The organism is Micromonospora sp. DSM 43699 (assembly GCF_055517075.1).
Map to the genome: position 1 here is coordinate 24,474 of NZ_JBTMMT010000020.1, position 14,772 is coordinate 39,245.

General features: G+C 73.1%; 14 protein-coding genes and 1 pseudogene. 5 read left to right on the plus strand and 10 right to left on the minus strand.

The genetic code is table 11. The features are described 5' to 3' along the window. Positions 1-227 precede the first annotated feature (227 nt). Positions 228-398, plus strand: coding sequence for a hypothetical protein (locus AC0AIB_RS13110; protein WP_465096743.1), 171 nt, complete (start codon positions 228-230; stop codon positions 396-398). Next, positions 395-631, plus strand: a pseudogene (locus AC0AIB_RS13115) (hypothetical protein); the annotation flags it as partial. The gene AC0AIB_RS13110 and the pseudogene AC0AIB_RS13115, both read left to right, overlap by 4 nt. A gap of 14 nt (positions 632-645) precedes the next feature. Here the strand turns inward: AC0AIB_RS13115 and AC0AIB_RS13120 are convergent. Next, the gene (locus tag AC0AIB_RS13120; protein WP_465096744.1) at positions 646-1,986 is read right to left on the minus strand and encodes an aminotransferase class I/II-fold pyridoxal phosphate-dependent enzyme; all 1,341 of its coding nucleotides are present in this window, start codon (positions 1,984-1,986) and stop codon (positions 646-648) included. A gap of 38 nt (positions 1,987-2,024) precedes the next feature. Here AC0AIB_RS13120 and AC0AIB_RS13125 point away from each other — a divergent pair, with 38 nt between their 5' ends. Then, a complete protein-coding gene (locus AC0AIB_RS13125; RefSeq protein WP_465096745.1) occupies positions 2,025-3,353 on the plus strand; it encodes a bifunctional pyridoxamine 5'-phosphate oxidase family protein/GNAT family N-acetyltransferase in 1,329 nt (442 codons plus the stop codon). Positions 3,354-3,355: 2 nt separating this feature from the next. Next, on the plus strand, positions 3,356-4,021 hold the full coding sequence (gene leuE, locus AC0AIB_RS13130; RefSeq protein WP_328338880.1) for a leucine efflux protein LeuE: 666 nt from the start codon (positions 3,356-3,358) through the stop codon (positions 4,019-4,021). A gap of 156 nt (positions 4,022-4,177) precedes the next feature. Here the strand turns inward: leuE and AC0AIB_RS13135 are convergent, their stop codons facing one another. Beyond that, positions 4,178-5,098: a sporulation protein gene (locus AC0AIB_RS13135; protein WP_328338882.1), complete on the minus strand. Its 921-nt coding sequence runs from the start codon at positions 5,096-5,098 to the stop codon at positions 4,178-4,180. A gap of 233 nt (positions 5,099-5,331) precedes the next feature. Between AC0AIB_RS13135 and AC0AIB_RS13140 the strand changes: the two genes are divergently transcribed. Continuing rightward, positions 5,332-5,892, plus strand: coding sequence for a hypothetical protein (locus AC0AIB_RS13140; protein WP_465096746.1), 561 nt, complete (start codon positions 5,332-5,334; stop codon positions 5,890-5,892). Positions 5,893-5,967: 75 nt separating this feature from the next. On the opposite strand, the gene AC0AIB_RS13145 is transcribed toward AC0AIB_RS13140, so the two are convergent. The 8 genes from AC0AIB_RS13145 to AC0AIB_RS13180 all read right to left on the minus strand — a co-directional run bounded on the left by AC0AIB_RS13145 (position 5,968) and on the right by AC0AIB_RS13180 (position 14,638). Next, positions 5,968-7,032 (minus strand): hemolysin family protein, encoded by a 1,065-nt coding sequence (locus AC0AIB_RS13145; RefSeq protein WP_328338886.1) that lies wholly within the window; start codon positions 7,030-7,032, stop codon positions 5,968-5,970. Next, on the minus strand, positions 7,029-8,411 hold the full coding sequence (locus tag AC0AIB_RS13150) for a hemolysin family protein (protein WP_465096747.1): 1,383 nt from the start codon (positions 8,409-8,411) through the stop codon (positions 7,029-7,031). The genes AC0AIB_RS13145 and AC0AIB_RS13150 overlap by 4 nt, the downstream gene beginning before the upstream one ends. A 161-nt stretch (positions 8,412-8,572) precedes the next feature. Continuing rightward, positions 8,573-8,938 carry a monovalent cation/H(+) antiporter subunit G gene (mnhG, locus tag AC0AIB_RS13155; protein ID WP_442930472.1) on the minus strand — a complete coding sequence of 122 codons (366 nt, stop codon included), beginning with the start codon at positions 8,936-8,938 and terminating at the stop codon, positions 8,573-8,575. Positions 8,939-9,002: 64 nt separating this feature from the next. Then, on the minus strand, positions 9,003-9,266 hold the full coding sequence (locus AC0AIB_RS13160) for an MrpF/PhaF family protein (protein WP_465096748.1): 264 nt from the start codon (positions 9,264-9,266) through the stop codon (positions 9,003-9,005). Next, positions 9,263-9,829 (minus strand): Na+/H+ antiporter subunit E, encoded by a 567-nt coding sequence (locus AC0AIB_RS13165; RefSeq protein WP_328338892.1) that lies wholly within the window; start codon positions 9,827-9,829, stop codon positions 9,263-9,265. Before AC0AIB_RS13165 ends, AC0AIB_RS13160 begins: the two co-directional genes overlap by 4 nt. Further along, positions 9,826-11,331 carry a Na+/H+ antiporter subunit D gene (locus AC0AIB_RS13170; RefSeq protein ID WP_465096749.1) on the minus strand — a complete coding sequence of 502 codons (1,506 nt, stop codon included), beginning with the start codon at positions 11,329-11,331 and terminating at the stop codon, positions 9,826-9,828. The genes AC0AIB_RS13165 and AC0AIB_RS13170 overlap by 4 nt, the downstream gene beginning before the upstream one ends. Then, positions 11,328-11,807, minus strand: coding sequence for a Na(+)/H(+) antiporter subunit C (locus AC0AIB_RS13175; protein ID WP_328338896.1), 480 nt, complete (start codon positions 11,805-11,807; stop codon positions 11,328-11,330). Before AC0AIB_RS13175 ends, AC0AIB_RS13170 begins: the two co-directional genes overlap by 4 nt. Next, positions 11,804-14,638, minus strand: a complete 2,835-nt coding sequence (locus tag AC0AIB_RS13180; protein ID WP_328338898.1) for a Na+/H+ antiporter subunit A — start codon at positions 14,636-14,638, stop codon at positions 11,804-11,806. Before AC0AIB_RS13180 ends, AC0AIB_RS13175 begins: the two co-directional genes overlap by 4 nt. Between the last annotated feature and the right edge of the window lie 134 nt (positions 14,639-14,772).

A 14,772-nucleotide genomic window follows, 5' to 3' on the forward strand; every position in this document is an offset into this window, starting at 1 on the left:
TTGTCAACCATGCGAGTGTCTGGGAGAGCGTATGTCTCGCTGGAAGTGGTTCCATCGGCCCACTGAACCCGTTGACGTCGTACAGCAGGCCGTGCCCCTGCCTGCGACTGCGACATCCGGGCGGAACGGCCCCTTCGCCACCCGCCCGGCGGTGCCACATCAGATGACTTCGGAGACCAGGTGGGGCGCACGGAATGCCCGAAAGCTCAACCGGGGGTCCTGGCCGGATGCCTGAGCAGCGATCCGCCGAGCCGCCGTTCGCCGTGCTCATGGCCGGCTACGTCGTCGACTTCCACCATCGCAACGCCTGCTCCCGCTGCCAGCCGGACGGCTCGTGCGCCCGCCTGGCCGACGCGGGCGAGACGCTGCGTGCCTGGCGGGACCGGGAGCGCCGGTGAAGGCCGGCGATCTGGTGTACGTGACCAGGGCCGCCAGCGTGCAGTTTCTCCGGCCCATCCGGTTCCGGGTCATCCGGGTGCTCGACTGGCCCACGTACGACGGATGGGTCTGGTTGGAGGGATACCAGCTGAACGCGGCCGGGGATGCGGTCTCCCGCCGGAGGATCTTCGTGCAGCGGGCGGGATTGACCACGCCACCCGCTCCCGTCCCCGCGCAGCCCGGCAGGAGAAGGCCGACGGGACCGGGTCAGGCGGTGAAGCCGAACGGGTCGGTGGGGCGGACGGCCGCCGCCAGCGCGTCGGCCAGCGGCGTGAGGTCGGCGTCGTCGAGCGAGCTGACCGTGATCCGGACGGCGGGCGGGGCGCCGATCCGGTAGAGGCCGCCGGGAGCGACCGACCAGCCGGTGTCGCGCAGGGCGGTGACCGTGGTGGTCTCGTCGGGCACCGGCAGCCAGACGTTGATGCCGCTGCGGCCGTGCCCCACCAGGCCCCGGTCTGCGAGCGCGGCGAGCAGGCCGGAGCGGCGGCTGTCGTACGCCTCGGCGGCCCGGTGGACCAGGCTCGTGGTGGCCGGGTCGCGCCAGAGCGACAGGACGAGTCGTTGCAGGACTGTGGAGACCCAGCCGGCGCCCACCCGGGCCCGACCGGCCACCCGGGAGACCGTCACCTCGTCACCGGCCAGCACCGCCAGCCGCAGGTCAGGCCCGAAGGGCTTGCTCACCGAGCGGACGAACGCCCAGCTCGGAGTGGCCCCGGCCAGCGGGTGCAGGGGCAGGCGGGACAGCTCGGCGGCGTGGTCGTCCTCGATCAACAGCAGGTCGGACCGGCCGGCGAGCAGCGCCCGCAGGGCTTCGGCCCGGTCGGCGGAGACGGCGGCACCTGTCGGGTTCTGCGCCCGGCTGGTGACCACCAACGCCCGTACCCCCAGGATCAGCGCATCCCGGACCCCGGCGACGGTCGGCCCGTCGTCGTCGACCGGGACGCCGACCGGCCGCAGGCCGAGCGCGGCGACCAGGTCGAACAGGTTGGCCCAGCCCGGATCCTCCACCCCGACCGCGTCGCCGGGGCGCAGCTGGCTGGCGAGCAGCCGCTCGATGCCGTCGAGCGCTCCCCCGGTGACGGTCAGCTCGTCGGCGGGCACCCCGTCGGCGGCGAGCCGGGAACGGGCTGCCTCGGCCAGTGCGGGGTGCACGCCGGTCGAGGCGTAGCCGGCGGGCGGGCCGATGTCGGCGGCGAGCGCGGCCAGGTGCGGGCCGAGCGGCGGCAGCAGCCGGAGGTCGGGCTGACCCTGGGACAGGTCGCGGGTGCCGGGGGCGGGCGCGGGGTGCCGGGCGGCGCGGCGGGTGGCGACCGGCGGCCGGGGCCGCACCCGGGTGCCGTGCCGGCCGGCGGTGGCGACCAGGCCCCGCTGGCGCAGCTCCTGGTAGGCACGGGCGACGGTGGCCGGGCTGACCGCCAGGTCGGCGGCCAGCGTGCGGACCGGCGGCAACGCGTCGCCGGCGGCGAGAACGCCGGTGCGGATGCCGGTTTCCACGCTCGCCGAAATCGCGGCGGACGTGGACCCGAGGATCTGATAATGTGCTGCCACAGTTTCAGGATCGTACTAGCACAAAGGCGGGATGTCACATGTACGCGTCGACCGCACGCACCACCGCCAGCCGCACCCGGGACCGGATGAGCTACGACCGGGCCGTCGCCCACGCCGTGCTCGACGAGGCGTACCACTGCGTGCTGGGGTTCGTGGTCGACGGCGAGCCACGACTGCTGCCGACCCTGCACGTCCGCATCGGCGACACCCTCTACCTGCACGGGTCCACCGGCAGCCGGCCGCTGCTCGCCGCCCGGGGTGACGCCGGGCTGCCGGTCTGCGTGACGGTGACCCTGCTCGACGGGCTGGTCTACGCGCGCTCGCAGTTCCACCACAGCGCCAACTACCGCTCCGTCGTCGCGCACGGCAGCGCCCGCCTGGTCACCGGCGAGGACGACAAGCGCGCGGCGCTGACCGCCCTGGTGGAGAAGGTCGGGGCCGGGCGGGCCGCCGACAGCCGGCCGCCGTCCCGGCGGGAGCTGGCCGAGACGGCAGTCCTGGCCCTGCCCCTGCACGAGGTGTCGGTGCGGTCCCGCACCGGCGGGGTCGGCGACGAGCCGGCCGACCTCGGCCTACCGCACTGGGCCGGGGTGGTGCCGCTCCGGCTGACCGCCGGCCCACCCGAGCCGGACGCCGGAGTGGTCGCCCCCGTCCCGACCTACCTGCCCGCCACCGGCCCGCCGGGACGATCTGCACGGTCCGGTCCCGCCGGGTTGCCGGAACCGGGCTCCGCCGGGTTGCCGGGGTCGGACTCCGGCGGGGCCCGGTGGCGGGAGCCGGTGCCGATGCGCGGCGCGCACGTGCTGCTGGAGCCACTGGCCCTGGCGCACGCCGACGAGCTCTTCGCCGCCACCGCCGAGCCGGAGGTCTGGGCCCACCTGGGCCACCCGCTGCCCGCCGACCCGGCCGCGATGCGGGCGATCGTCGCCACCGCGTTGGCCGCCCGGCAGCGCGGCGAACGGGTGCCCTGGGTGCAGCGTTGCCCCCGGACGGGAGCGGTGGTCGGCACCACCTCGTTCTACGAGGTCGACCCGGAGCGCCGCAGCGTCGCGATCGGCTACACCTGGCTCGGCCGCCCGTGGTGGCGCAGCGGCGTGAACACCGAGACCAAGCTGCTGCTGCTCGGCCGGGCGTTCGACGAGCTGGGGGCGGTGCGCGTGGTCTGGCACACCGACCTCCGCAACACCCGCTCCCAGGCGGCGATCGAACGGCTCGGCGCGACCCGGGAGGGCGTGCTGCGGATGCACCGCCAACGGCCCGACGGCTCCTGGCGGGACACCGTGCAATACGCGATGACGATCAACGAGTGGCCGAACGCACAGGCCAACCTGCGGAAAAGACTTCGTCCTACGGCACCGGTGGGGTGAGGATGGCGGGCGTGCTGGGCATCACCGACATCTGGACGTACGTGTTGGGCACGGTGGCGATCATCCTGCTGCCGGGGCCGAACTCCCTCTTCGTGCTCTCCACCGCCGCCAAGCGGGGTGTGGCGGTCGGCTACCGGGCGGCGGGCGGGGTGTTCCTCGGCGATGCGGTGCTGATGCTCCTCTCCGCCGCCGGGGTGGCCTCACTACTCAAGGCGTACCCGCCGCTCTTTCTCGTGATCAAGTACGCCGGCGCGGCCTACCTCGGGTACGTCGGGTTGACCATGCTGCGCGGGGCCTCGCGGCGTTGGCGCGACCGCCACGACCCGGCGGCACCCCGGTTGATCGACGCCGCCGAGCCGGCAGCGCTGCGCAGCCCGTTCCGCAAGGCGCTGATGATCAGCCTGCTCAACCCGAAGGCGATCCTCTTCTTCATCTCGTTCTTCATCCAGTTCGTCGACCCGGGTTACGCCTGGCCGGCGCTGTCGTTCCTGCTACTCGGGCTGATCGCCCAGGTGACCAGCGTGCTCTACCTCACCGCGTTGATCTTCGCGGGCACCTTCCTGGCCGCCCAGTTCCGGCAGCGTCGGCGGCTCGCCGCGGGGGCGACCACCGGCGTCGCCGTGCTCTTCCTGGGCTTCGGCATCAAGCTCGCCACCGCCTCGGTCTGACGCCGAGCCCACCGACCGGGGTGCCGGAGACCGCCCGACCGGACGCGCGGCACCCTCCTGCAAGCCAGGCACGCGGATCGGCCGCAGCGCAGGGCGGGACCGGACAGCGCACGGTCACCGGTCCACGGCCGGTCGGCACGCGCGGGACCGGCCGGGTCAGGTGCCGTCGCCGCCACCGCCGATACCCCCGCCGCCGCCGGTGCCGCCCAACCCGTAACCGGGCGCGACCGGCGCGTCCGGTCGGCGACTGACGTGGGCCGACTCGGTGATCCGGGCCGACCAGTGTGCGTGCGAGGCCGCCGCCGCGTGCCGGTTGATCGCCGCCCGCAACCAGCCGTCCACGACGGAGACCCAGTCCCGTTGCTCGGCACCGGTGTGCCAGATCCGGAACCGGCTGATGCTCTGGTGACTGATCCCGGTCAGCGAGAGTCGCCGGTCCATCCAGAGCAGCACCTCCAGGCCGGCGGAGTTGGCCACGAAGATCAGTTCCAGCTCGGTGATCGGGCCGGCGTAGAGCGGGGCGACCCAGTAGCCGAGACGTTGGTGCACCGGTAGGCCCTGTTCCACCCCCGGCAACCGGCTGGCCACCAGGCCCGCCTGCCGCAGCACGAAGCCGAGGGTGTCCAGCGCCGCGAGCACATGCTGCTGGGTGGGGAGCGGATGGACGAAGATCGGCACCAGCGCACCCTGGTCCAGCTGCGGATCCACCGACACCTCGGTACGCAGCCCGGTACGCAGGCTCATCAACGGCACCCCGCCGAAGATCGTCACCGGGGTCTCCCAGGGCAGAGGCACCGCGAAGTCGATGGCCCGCCGCCGCCCGGCCGGTACGACGAACCGGCCCCCCACCGGCACCTGGTGATACTGCACGAGACTGCGGGGTGCGCGGGGGTCGTCCGGTTCGGCGGTGGCCACCAGTCCGAGGCGTACGTGTCGGATCGGCACGTCCCGCGACCCGGCGGTGAGCATCACCCGCCCCGGCAACCGCAGCCCCGGGCGGGTGCTCGGATTGGTCAGGGTGGTGCTCACCGCCAACCCGGTCCCCCCGGACTCCGGGGACACTCCGGTCAACCGCATCCCCGCCGCTCCCCCCGTCGCCGCCTGTCCACCCCGTCCCGGCCGCCTGCCCCCGCAGACCGCTGCCGGACCGGTCGCCGTCGCGCCCGGACCGGTCGCCGGCAGCTCATCCGGGCCAGCCGAGCGACCCGTCACCGGCACGGCGCGAGGTGCTGGATTCCCCCTGTCCGGCCCGGCATTCCTCGACGCCATGGAGAGCGAACCCAGCCCCGGCAGTTGATACCGTGCTCGTCGTGACAGAGCTGGAAGAGCTGGTCCTGACCCCCGACGAGCGGGCCCGGCGGGTCCGGGTCGAGGATGTGATGTTCGGGATGGACTGGACCGGTGAGGAGCACCCGGGTCAGCTGGCGGCGTTCGTGGCCGGTCGGGTACTGGCCTTCGGGGCAGCACCGACAGACGTCGACACCACAGTCGTCTACCGCGCCGCCGAGGCCGATCCGACCCTACGTCGCGGTGACTTCCCGGTACGCCAGCTCGATCATCTGGCCGGTGTGCTGGCAGATCTCGGCTGCACGCTGATGGTGTGGGACAACGGCACCGACACCTACGAGGTGCTCGTCGCGCCGACCGGTGGGCGTGAGCTGACCGGGTTGACGCACCAGGGCCTCCCGGTGCGGGCCTGGAACTCGCCACCCGAGGAGACAGTGGTCAGCCTGGACTGCCCGAACTGTGCGGAGATGCTGATCTGGCAACTGTCGGCGACCCAGACCCTGGCCAACGAGCGCTGCGACTGTGGGGCCGCGTTGTTCGACGCCACCGGCCGACCGCTGCCCGACGTCACTCTCCACGACTGAGCCGCTCGGGTGCCCCTGGCGGCCGGCAGGGTGGCGCCGGAGCGTGGTGGGATCCCACCCCCACCACGCTCCAGGTCAGCGCAGGCGGCGACCCCGGGGGATCGGGTCGGTCTCGTCGTCGAACTCGCCGATGACCTCTTCGAGCAGGTCCTCCAGCGCCACGAAGCCGATCGGCCGGGTCGGGCCGCCACCGTTGCGGACCAGCGCCAACTGGGCCTGGTCGGCGCGCATCGCGGCGACCGCTTCGGTGACCGAGGAGGTGGCCGGCAGGGTGAACGACCGGCTCATCAGCTCGGCTGCGGTGGCCGCCCGGCCGGTGGTGACCGCCCGGACCGCCTCCCGGACGTGCACCAGCCCGCACACCTCGCCGCCGCCGTCGAGGACGGCGAGCCGGGACCGGCCGCTGTCCCGGCTGACCTGTTCGATCCGCTCGGCGGTGTCGTCACGGTGCACCGTGACGATCTGGTCGAAGGGTTCCATCACCTGGGCGACGGTGGTGCCCTGCAACTCCAGCATGCTGGTCAGCATCTGGTGCTGCTCGGCGCCGAGCAACCCGTGCTCGCGGGACTGCTCCAGCAGGATGCGCAGCTCGTCCGGGCCGTGGACCTGGGCGAGCTGGTCCTGCTGCTGCACCCCGACCAGCCGTAGCATCACGTTGGCCAGGGCGTTGAGCAGGGACAGCACCGGCCGGGCGACCCGGGCGAAGGCCCGGAACGGCAGCGCCAGCAGCGTCGCCGAGCGCTCGGCGTCGGTGATCGCCCAGGACTTCGGGGCCATCTCGCCGACCACCAGGTGCAGGAACGTCACCAGCCCCAGCGCGAAGACCAGCGCGACGACGTGGCTGGCCGCCGCCGGCAGCCCGACCGCGTGCAGCAGCGGGCTGAGCAGGTGCTCGATCGCCGGTTCGGCCAACGCGCCCAGGCCCAGCGTGCACAGGGTGATGCCGAGCTGCGCGCCGGCCAGCATCAGGGACAGTTCGCGTACCCCGTCCAGGGCGGCGCGGGCGGCCCGACCGCCACCGGCGGCGGTCTGTTCCAGCCGGTAGCGCTTCGCCGCCACCAGGGCGAACTCGGCGGCCACGAAGAAGCCGTTGAGCGCGAGCAGCAGCACCGAGACCAGCAGTGCGACAACGGGGCTCATGACCGTTCCTCCCCACTGCGGGCGGCGTGGCTGTCCGCCACGCCCGGGTCGTCGGCCATGGTGAGCCGGACGGAGTCGGCCACGTGCCGGTCCACCGTGAGCACCTCGACCAGGGCCTTCGGCCGCTCCGCCGGCTCCTCGCCGTCGGCCGGTAGCGTGATCTCCAGCCGGTCACCCACCTCGGGCACCCGGCCCAGCTCCCGCATGACCAGCCCGGAGAGGGTGTCGTACTCGGGGGCCTCGGGCAGGGAGATGCCTGTGCTGTCGGCGACCTCGTCGATCCGCCAGCGGGCCGGCACCACCCAGGAGCCGTCCTCCTGGCGGGCCGGGGCCCGGTCGGGCGGGTCGTCCTCGTCACGGATCGGCCCGACCAGCTCCTCGGCGATGTCCTCCAGCGTGATCACGCCGGCGAAGCCGCCGTACTCGTCGACCACGCAGGCGAGCTGCCGGTGCCCGGACCGCAGCCGGTCCAGCACCGTGGGCAGTGGCAACGTCTCCGGCACCAGCAGCGGCGGTACGGCCACCGCGCTGACCGGGGTGGTGGCCCGCTCTGCCGGGGGCACCCCGAGCACGTCGGAGATGCCGATCACGCCGACCAGGTCGTCGACGCCGTCGGCACCGCGTACCGGGAAGCGGGAGTGGCCGGTGTCGAGCAGCTCGACGACCCGGCTGACCGGCTCGTGTGCCCGGATGGTGTGCACGTCGACCCGGGGGACCATGGCCTCCCCGGCGGTCAGCTCCCGGAAGTCGAGACCCCTGTCGAGCAGGTCGGACATCTCGGCGTCGAGGTGCCCCTCCTCCCGGGACTCGGCGATGATCTGTTCCAGGTCGGCGGGGGTGGCACCGCTGGGCAGCTCCTCGATCGGCTCGATGCCGAGGCGGCGCAGCAGCCGGACGGCGGCCCGGTCGAAGAGGGTGATCAGCGGCCCGGCCACCTTCAGGTAGATCAGGGTGGACCGGCTCAGCGCACGGGCCAGCGGCTCGGGTCGGGCGATGGCCAGGTTCTTGGGGGCCAGCTCGCCGAGGACCATCTGCACGACGGTGGCGATGACCAGGGCCAACGCCACCGACAGCGGCAGGCTGACGCTGCTTGCGACGCCGACGCCGCCGAGCAGCTCGGCCAGCCCGGCGCCGAGGTAGGGCTCGGCGGCGTAACCGACGAGCAGGGCGGTCACCGTGATGCCGAGCTGCGCGCCGGAGAGCATGAACGACAACCGCCCGGTGACCTCCAGGGCGCGGGCCGCCTTGGCGTCGCCGTCGTCGGCGAGCTGCTTGAGTTTGCCCCGGTCGACGGCGACATAGCCGAACTCCTGGGCGACGAAGTAGCCGGTGGCGGCGGTGAGAACGATGATGAGTGCGAGGCCGACGACGATCAACACGGGTCGCTCAGGGCTCCCGTGGACGCCGGGGCAAGGGATTGCCGGGCACGACCCGGCTGGCTACTGCTGCCCTCCTGGGCAGAAGAGTCGATCATCCGGCAATTCTATCCGCGCTCGCTGCGAGCCCGCTGGGGGTGGGCACAAAGTTCCTGCTCGTCCCGCTATCCACCAGCCCGCGGCCGGCGCTCGGGTTCGGGCTCGGCCAACTCGTCGACGTCGAGCAGGCTGCGGTCGACCCGGCCCGACCGGTAGGCGGCCCGGCCGATCATCTGGGCGGCCACCGGCGCGGTGGCCAACTGGAACACCCCGACCAGCACGATCATGCCCAGATCGGCGGTGGTACGCAGCCGCAGCGCCAAGCCGACGAGCAGCAGCAGCACCCCGAGCACCTGGGGTTTGGTGGCGGCGTGCATCCGGTCCAGCACGTCCGGGAAGCGCAGCACGCCGATCCCGGCGACGAGGCTGAGCAGCGCCCCGGCGACCAGGGCGACGGCGGCCAGCCAGTCGAGCACCGTACCCACGCTCACGGCTGCTCCCCGGTGGCCGGCGCAGGCCTCGTCCGACCGCGACCCGGTGTCGCGCCGGGCCGGCTCACGATTCCTCCCGGGCGGCGAACCGGACCAGGGCGACCGAGCCGACGAAACCGAGCAGGGAGAGCACCACGAGCACCGGCAGCGTGGTGGCGTGCCGGTTCACCGCCGCCTCCGCGCCGACCGCGCCGAGCATGGTGGCGAGCAGCAGATCGGCGGCGATGACCCGGTCCAGCAGCGACGGGCCCTGGTAGATCCGGGCCAGCGCCAGCAGCGCGGTGGTCGACAACAGCACGGTCAGGACGACGGCGAGGACGACGATCACGGTGCCTCCGTGGGTTCGGTGGTGAGCTGCCGCAACTCGGCGTTCGAGCCGACGGCCCGGACGATGCGTTCCTCGACGGCGAGGATCCGGTCCCGGCTGCCGGTCAGGTCGGCCGGCGAACGCACGTCGAGCACGTGCACGTAGAGCACGCCGGCGTCCCGGTCCACCTCGACGATCAGGGTGCCCGGCACCAGGGAGAGCAGCTCGGCGGTGAGCGCCAGGTTCAGGTCGGTGCGGATCCGCAGCGGCACCCCGATGATCGCGCCGCGCGGGCGGAAACCGGGGCGCACGGCGATGGCGGCGACGTGGATGCTGGCGCTGACCAGTTCGACCACGAAGGTGCCGGCGAGCACCAGCAGCGCCCGGGGCCGCAACCGGCCGCCGAAGGAGACCGGCGGGAGCGGGAAGAACAGCAGCACCGCGCCGCCGACAAGCACGCCGGTGAGGAGGTTGGCCGGGGAGAAGTGCCCCCACAGCAGGTTCCAGATGACGACCAACCAGCCGAGGGCGATGAGCTGGTCCCGGCGGCGTCCGGTACGCCGCGGTGCCGACGCGCCGGTCACGGCGACCCGCCGGGCAGGACGGCCCGCACGTACGGGGTGCGTAGCCGCAGGTCGGTGGCGGCGTCGGCGGTGACCCGGAACAGCGGGCCGGCGGCGACGGTGAGGGCCAGCCCCAGCACCACCAGGGCGGTGGTGGCCCCGACCATCAGCCGGGGCAACCGGGACACCGGGTCGGCGGTGGCCAGCTGTGGGGCCCGCCAGAACGCGATGTTCCACACCCGGGACGTGGCGTAGAGGGTGAGCAGGCTGGTCACCGTTCCGGCGACGACAAGCACCCAGGGCAGCGGGCCGCCGTGTGCCACCCCGGCCTGGAGCAGGCCGACCTTGCCGAGGAAACCGGAGAACGGCGGGATGCCGGCCAGGTTCATCGCGGGGACGAAGAAGAGCACCGCCAGCAGCGGGGCGACCCGGGCCAACCCGCCGAGCCGACGCAGGTCGGTGCTGCCGGCCCGCTCCTCGACCAGGCCGGCGACCAGGAACAGCGTGGTCTGGATGGTGATGTGGTGCACCACGTAGAAGATCGCGCCGGAGAGCGCGGCGGTGGTGCTCAGCGCCACCCCGAAGATCATGTAGCCGATGTGGCTGACCAGGGTGAACGAGAAGAGCCGCTTCAGATCCGACTGGGCCACCGCGCCGAGCACGCCGACCACCATGGTCAACCCGGCCCCCACCATCAGCAGGTTGGCCACCTCGGTGCCGGGGAAGAGCAGGGTCTGGGTCCGGATGACCGCATAGACGCCGACCTTGGTGAGCAGGCCGGCGAAGACGGCGGTGACCGGGGCCGGCGCGGTCGGGTAGCTGTCCGGCAGCCAGGCGGAGAGCGGGAAGAGCGCCGCCTTGATGCCGAAGGCGAGCAGCAGCATCAACTGCAACGCCAGCCGTACGCCGTCGGGCAGCGCGTCGAGCCGGCCGGCGAGCTGCGCCAGGTTGAGGGTGCCGGTGGCCGCGTACACCAGTCCCACCGCGGCCAGGAAGATCATCGAGGAGAGGATGCTGACCACCACGTACGTCGAGCCGGTGCGGAGCCGGGCCTCGGTGCCGCCCAGGGTGATCAGCACGAAGCTCGCCGCGAGCAGGATCTCGAAGCCGACGAAGAGGTTGAACAGGTCACCGGCGAGGAACGCGTTGCAGATCCCGGCCGTCAGCACCAGGTACGTCGGGTGGAAGATGCTCACCGGCGCGGACTCGCTGGTCTCCGCGCGCCCCTGGCCGACCGAGTAGAGCAGCACGCAGAGCGTGACCGCCGAGGAGACCACCAGCATCAGCGCGGCGAGCTGGTCGGCGACCAGCACGATGCCGACAGGTGCGTGCCAGCCGCCCACCTCGACCACCACCGGCCCATGCCGGTACGCCCGCACCAGCAGCAGCACCGCGACGACCAGGTTGGTGCCGAGCGCGACCACACTGATGGCCCGCTGCACCCGGGGGCGGTTCACCAGGATCAGGGTGAGCGCCGCGCCGAGCAGCGGCACCACCACCGGCAGCGGGAGGAGGCGGGTCATCGCGTACCGCCCGACCGGCGTGGTCGTCGGGTCGGCTGCGGGTCGACCTGCTCCGGGTCGTCACCCGGCCCCTCACCACCGAGGTCGGCGTTGGCCACCTCGTTGCGGGCGGCGAGCGCGACGATCTGCTGGTCCTCCACGTCGTCCTGCACCTCGTCGTTGCCGCTGAGATACCAGCTGCGGTACGCCACGGCGGCGAGGAAGGCGGTCAGCCCGAAGGTGATCACGATGGCGGTGAGCACCATCGCCTGCGGCAGCGGGTCGCTCATCTCGTCCTCCGGGCCGGCGCCGACCACAGGTGCCCCACCGGAGCGGCCACCGACCAGGATGAGCAGGTTCACCCCGTTGCCGAACACGATCACGCCGAGCAGGATCCGGGTGAGGCTGCGTTCCAGCAGCAGGATCACCCCGGTGGCGGTGAGCACGCCCACGGCGATCACCAGCACCAGCGTGGGTCCCGCCCCACCGTCCCTCACCGCCGGTCCCCCTCGTGGTCGACGACGAGCCCCCGGTCGGACTTGCCGGCCGCCTCGACGTGCCTGTCGATCTCGGCACCGAGACTGCGCAGGATGTCCAGCATCAGCCCCACCACGATCAGGTAGACGCCGATGTCGAAGAAGAGCGAGGTGACCAGGTACGGCCCGCCGAGGCCGGGCAGCGGCAGGTCGACCTTGACGCTCTCCAGCACGGTCCCGGTGGTCAGCAGGGAGAGCAGGCCGCCACCGACGCAGATCGCCAGACCGGCGCCGAGCACCGTGCCCGCTCCGACCGGGGCCGCCTCGGCCAACTCGTAGCGACCGCCGGCCAGGTAGCGCACGGCCAGCGCCAGGCTCGCCACCAGGCCACCGGCGAAGCCGCCGCCCGGCGCGTTGTGGCCGGAGAAGAGCAGGAACAGGGAAAAGAGCACGATGGTGTGGAACAGCAGCCGGGTCACCACCTCGAAGACGATGGATCGCCGTCGCTCGTGCAGGGTCGCCCCGCCGCGCAGCCAGACCGGCCGGTCGTCGCGGTGGCGCGAGGCGGGTTCGACCCGACGCGGACGCGGCCCGGTGCGCGACCGCTCGAAGATCAGACTGGCCACCCCGGTGGCCGCCACCACCAGCACCGAGATCTCCCCCATGGTGTCCCAGGCGCGGATGTCCACCAGGGTCACGTTGACCACGTTGCGTCCGTAGCCCTCGGCGACGGCGAGCGCCGGGAAGGCGGTGGAGATGGGCACCGCGGTACGGGCCCCGGAGGCGATCAGCGCCAGACCGGCAAGCACCACCCCGACGGCGAGGCCGAGCAGCCGACGGGCCCACCGGCTACGGCGCAGCGGTCGGGCGGAGAAGCGCTCCGGCAGTCGCCGCAACACCAGGACGAAGACGGCGATGGTGGCGGTCTCCACCAGGAACTGGGTAAGCGCCAGGTCGGGCGCTCCGTAGAGCACGAACAGCATCGCCGTCCCGTAGCCGGTCACCCCGACCAGCAGCATCGCGGTCAGCCGCCGTCGGGCGTTGACCGCGAAGACCGCCGCGACCCCGATGACCACGCCGACCACCAGTTGCAGCGGGCTGTCCCAGACCGCGATCCGGGTGCGCCACGGGCTCGTGCTGACCAGGGCGGTGCCCGGCACCAGCACCAGGGCCAGCAGCACGGTGCCGAGATACAGCGGCAGTGAGCCGCGCTGGGTCGCTCCGGTGACCTCGATGGCCAGCCGGTCGAACCGGTGGGTGATCCACTCGTACCCCTGGTTGCCGTTGAACGGCAGCCGCCACCGGGCCAGCGTCGGGGCGAGCGGGCCGCGCACCGCGTGCAGCAGGAACCCGCCGGCCAGCGCCAGGGCGGACAGGCCGAGGGCGGGGGTGAGGCCGTGCCAGAGGGCGAGCGTCTCGTCCGGCGGGCCGAAGAGTTCCGCGTACGGGCCGAGCAGGCCGTCCAGCACGGCGGCGGCGGGGCCGGCGACCAGCCCGGCCAGCGCGAGCAGGGTCGGCGGGGCGAGCATCGGCAGCGGGATCGGCTCCGGCTCGGTGGCCGCGACGCCGGGGCGGGTGGCGAAGGCACCCCAGAGGAAGCGGATGCTGTAGGCGACGGTGAGCACGGTGCCCAGGACCAGCCCGGCCAGCACCACGGGCCGGTCGACCGTGGCCGCGAAGATCGCCTCCTTGGCGACGAAGCCGAGCAGCGGCGGCACGCCCGCCATCGAGGCGGCGGCGAGCGTGGCGACCGCTGCCAGCACCGGCGCCCGACGGCCGAGGCCGGAGAGTTCCCGCAGGTCGCGGGTGCCGACGTCGTGGTCGATGATGCCGATCACCAGGAACAGCGCCGCCTTGAACAGAGCGTGGGCGAGCAGCATCGCCACCCCGGCGAGCGCGGCGTCCGCGCTGCCCGTGCCGATCGTCACGGTCAGCAGGCCGAGCTGGCTGACCGTGCCGTAGGCCAGCAGGAGTTTCAGGTCGCACTGACGCAGCGCCGCCCAGCCGCCGACGAGCATGGTGACCAGGCCGAGGGTGAGCAGCACGGGACGCCACGGGCCGGCGTCGGCGAGCACCGGGGCGAGCAGGCCGATCAGGTAGACACCCGCCTTGACCATCGCCGCCGCGTGCAGATAGGCGCTGACCGGGGTGGGCGCGGCCATCGCCACCGGCAACCACCCGTTGAACGGCACGATCGCCGACTTGGCAAGCGCGCCGGTCAGGATCAGCAGCACCGCGGCGACAAGCGTCCCGCCGGCGGGCAGCGGGGCGTCGGCGATCTCCGACCAGCGGTAGGTGCCGGCGTGTCCGCCGAGGATCAGGAAGCCGAGCAGCATGGCCAGCCCGCCCAGGGTGGTGACGGTAAGTGCCTGGGCCGCCGCCCAGCGGCTGGAGCGCCGTTCGGTGCTGTGCCCGATGAGCAGGTAGGAGAAGACGGTGGTGAGTTCCCAGAAGACGTAGAGCAGCAGCAGGTCGTCGGCGAGGACCAGGCCGAGCATCGCCCCGGCGAACGCGACAAGCACGGCGACGAACCGGGGCAGGCCCACCGAGCCGGCCGCGAAGTACCTGCCGCAGTAGACCAGGACCAGCGCGCCGACCCCGCCGACCAGCAGGGTCATCAGCCAGGACAGCGTCGTCATCCGCAACGCCACGTCGAGGTCCAGCTGACCGACCCAGGGGTACGTCTCGACGACCGCGCCGCCGTCGCGGACCGTCGGGGTGCGGGCCAGCGCCCAGCCGAACGCGGCGGCGGGCACCAGCGCGAGCGGGTAGCAGGCGCGTGGCCCCCACCGTCGGACCAGTAGCGGTGCGAGCAGCGCCGCCACCAGGTGGAGGAGCAGCAGTACGAGCACGCGTCCTCCCGTCGAACTGGCGGCGCGCGCCGGGCGAGTTGTCCCGGCCAGCACCGATCACACGCCAGTTCAGCCCGTTATGGGCGGTTTTCGGGAAATCGTGCCCGCTGTCGACGCAGATCAACGCGGGCGTC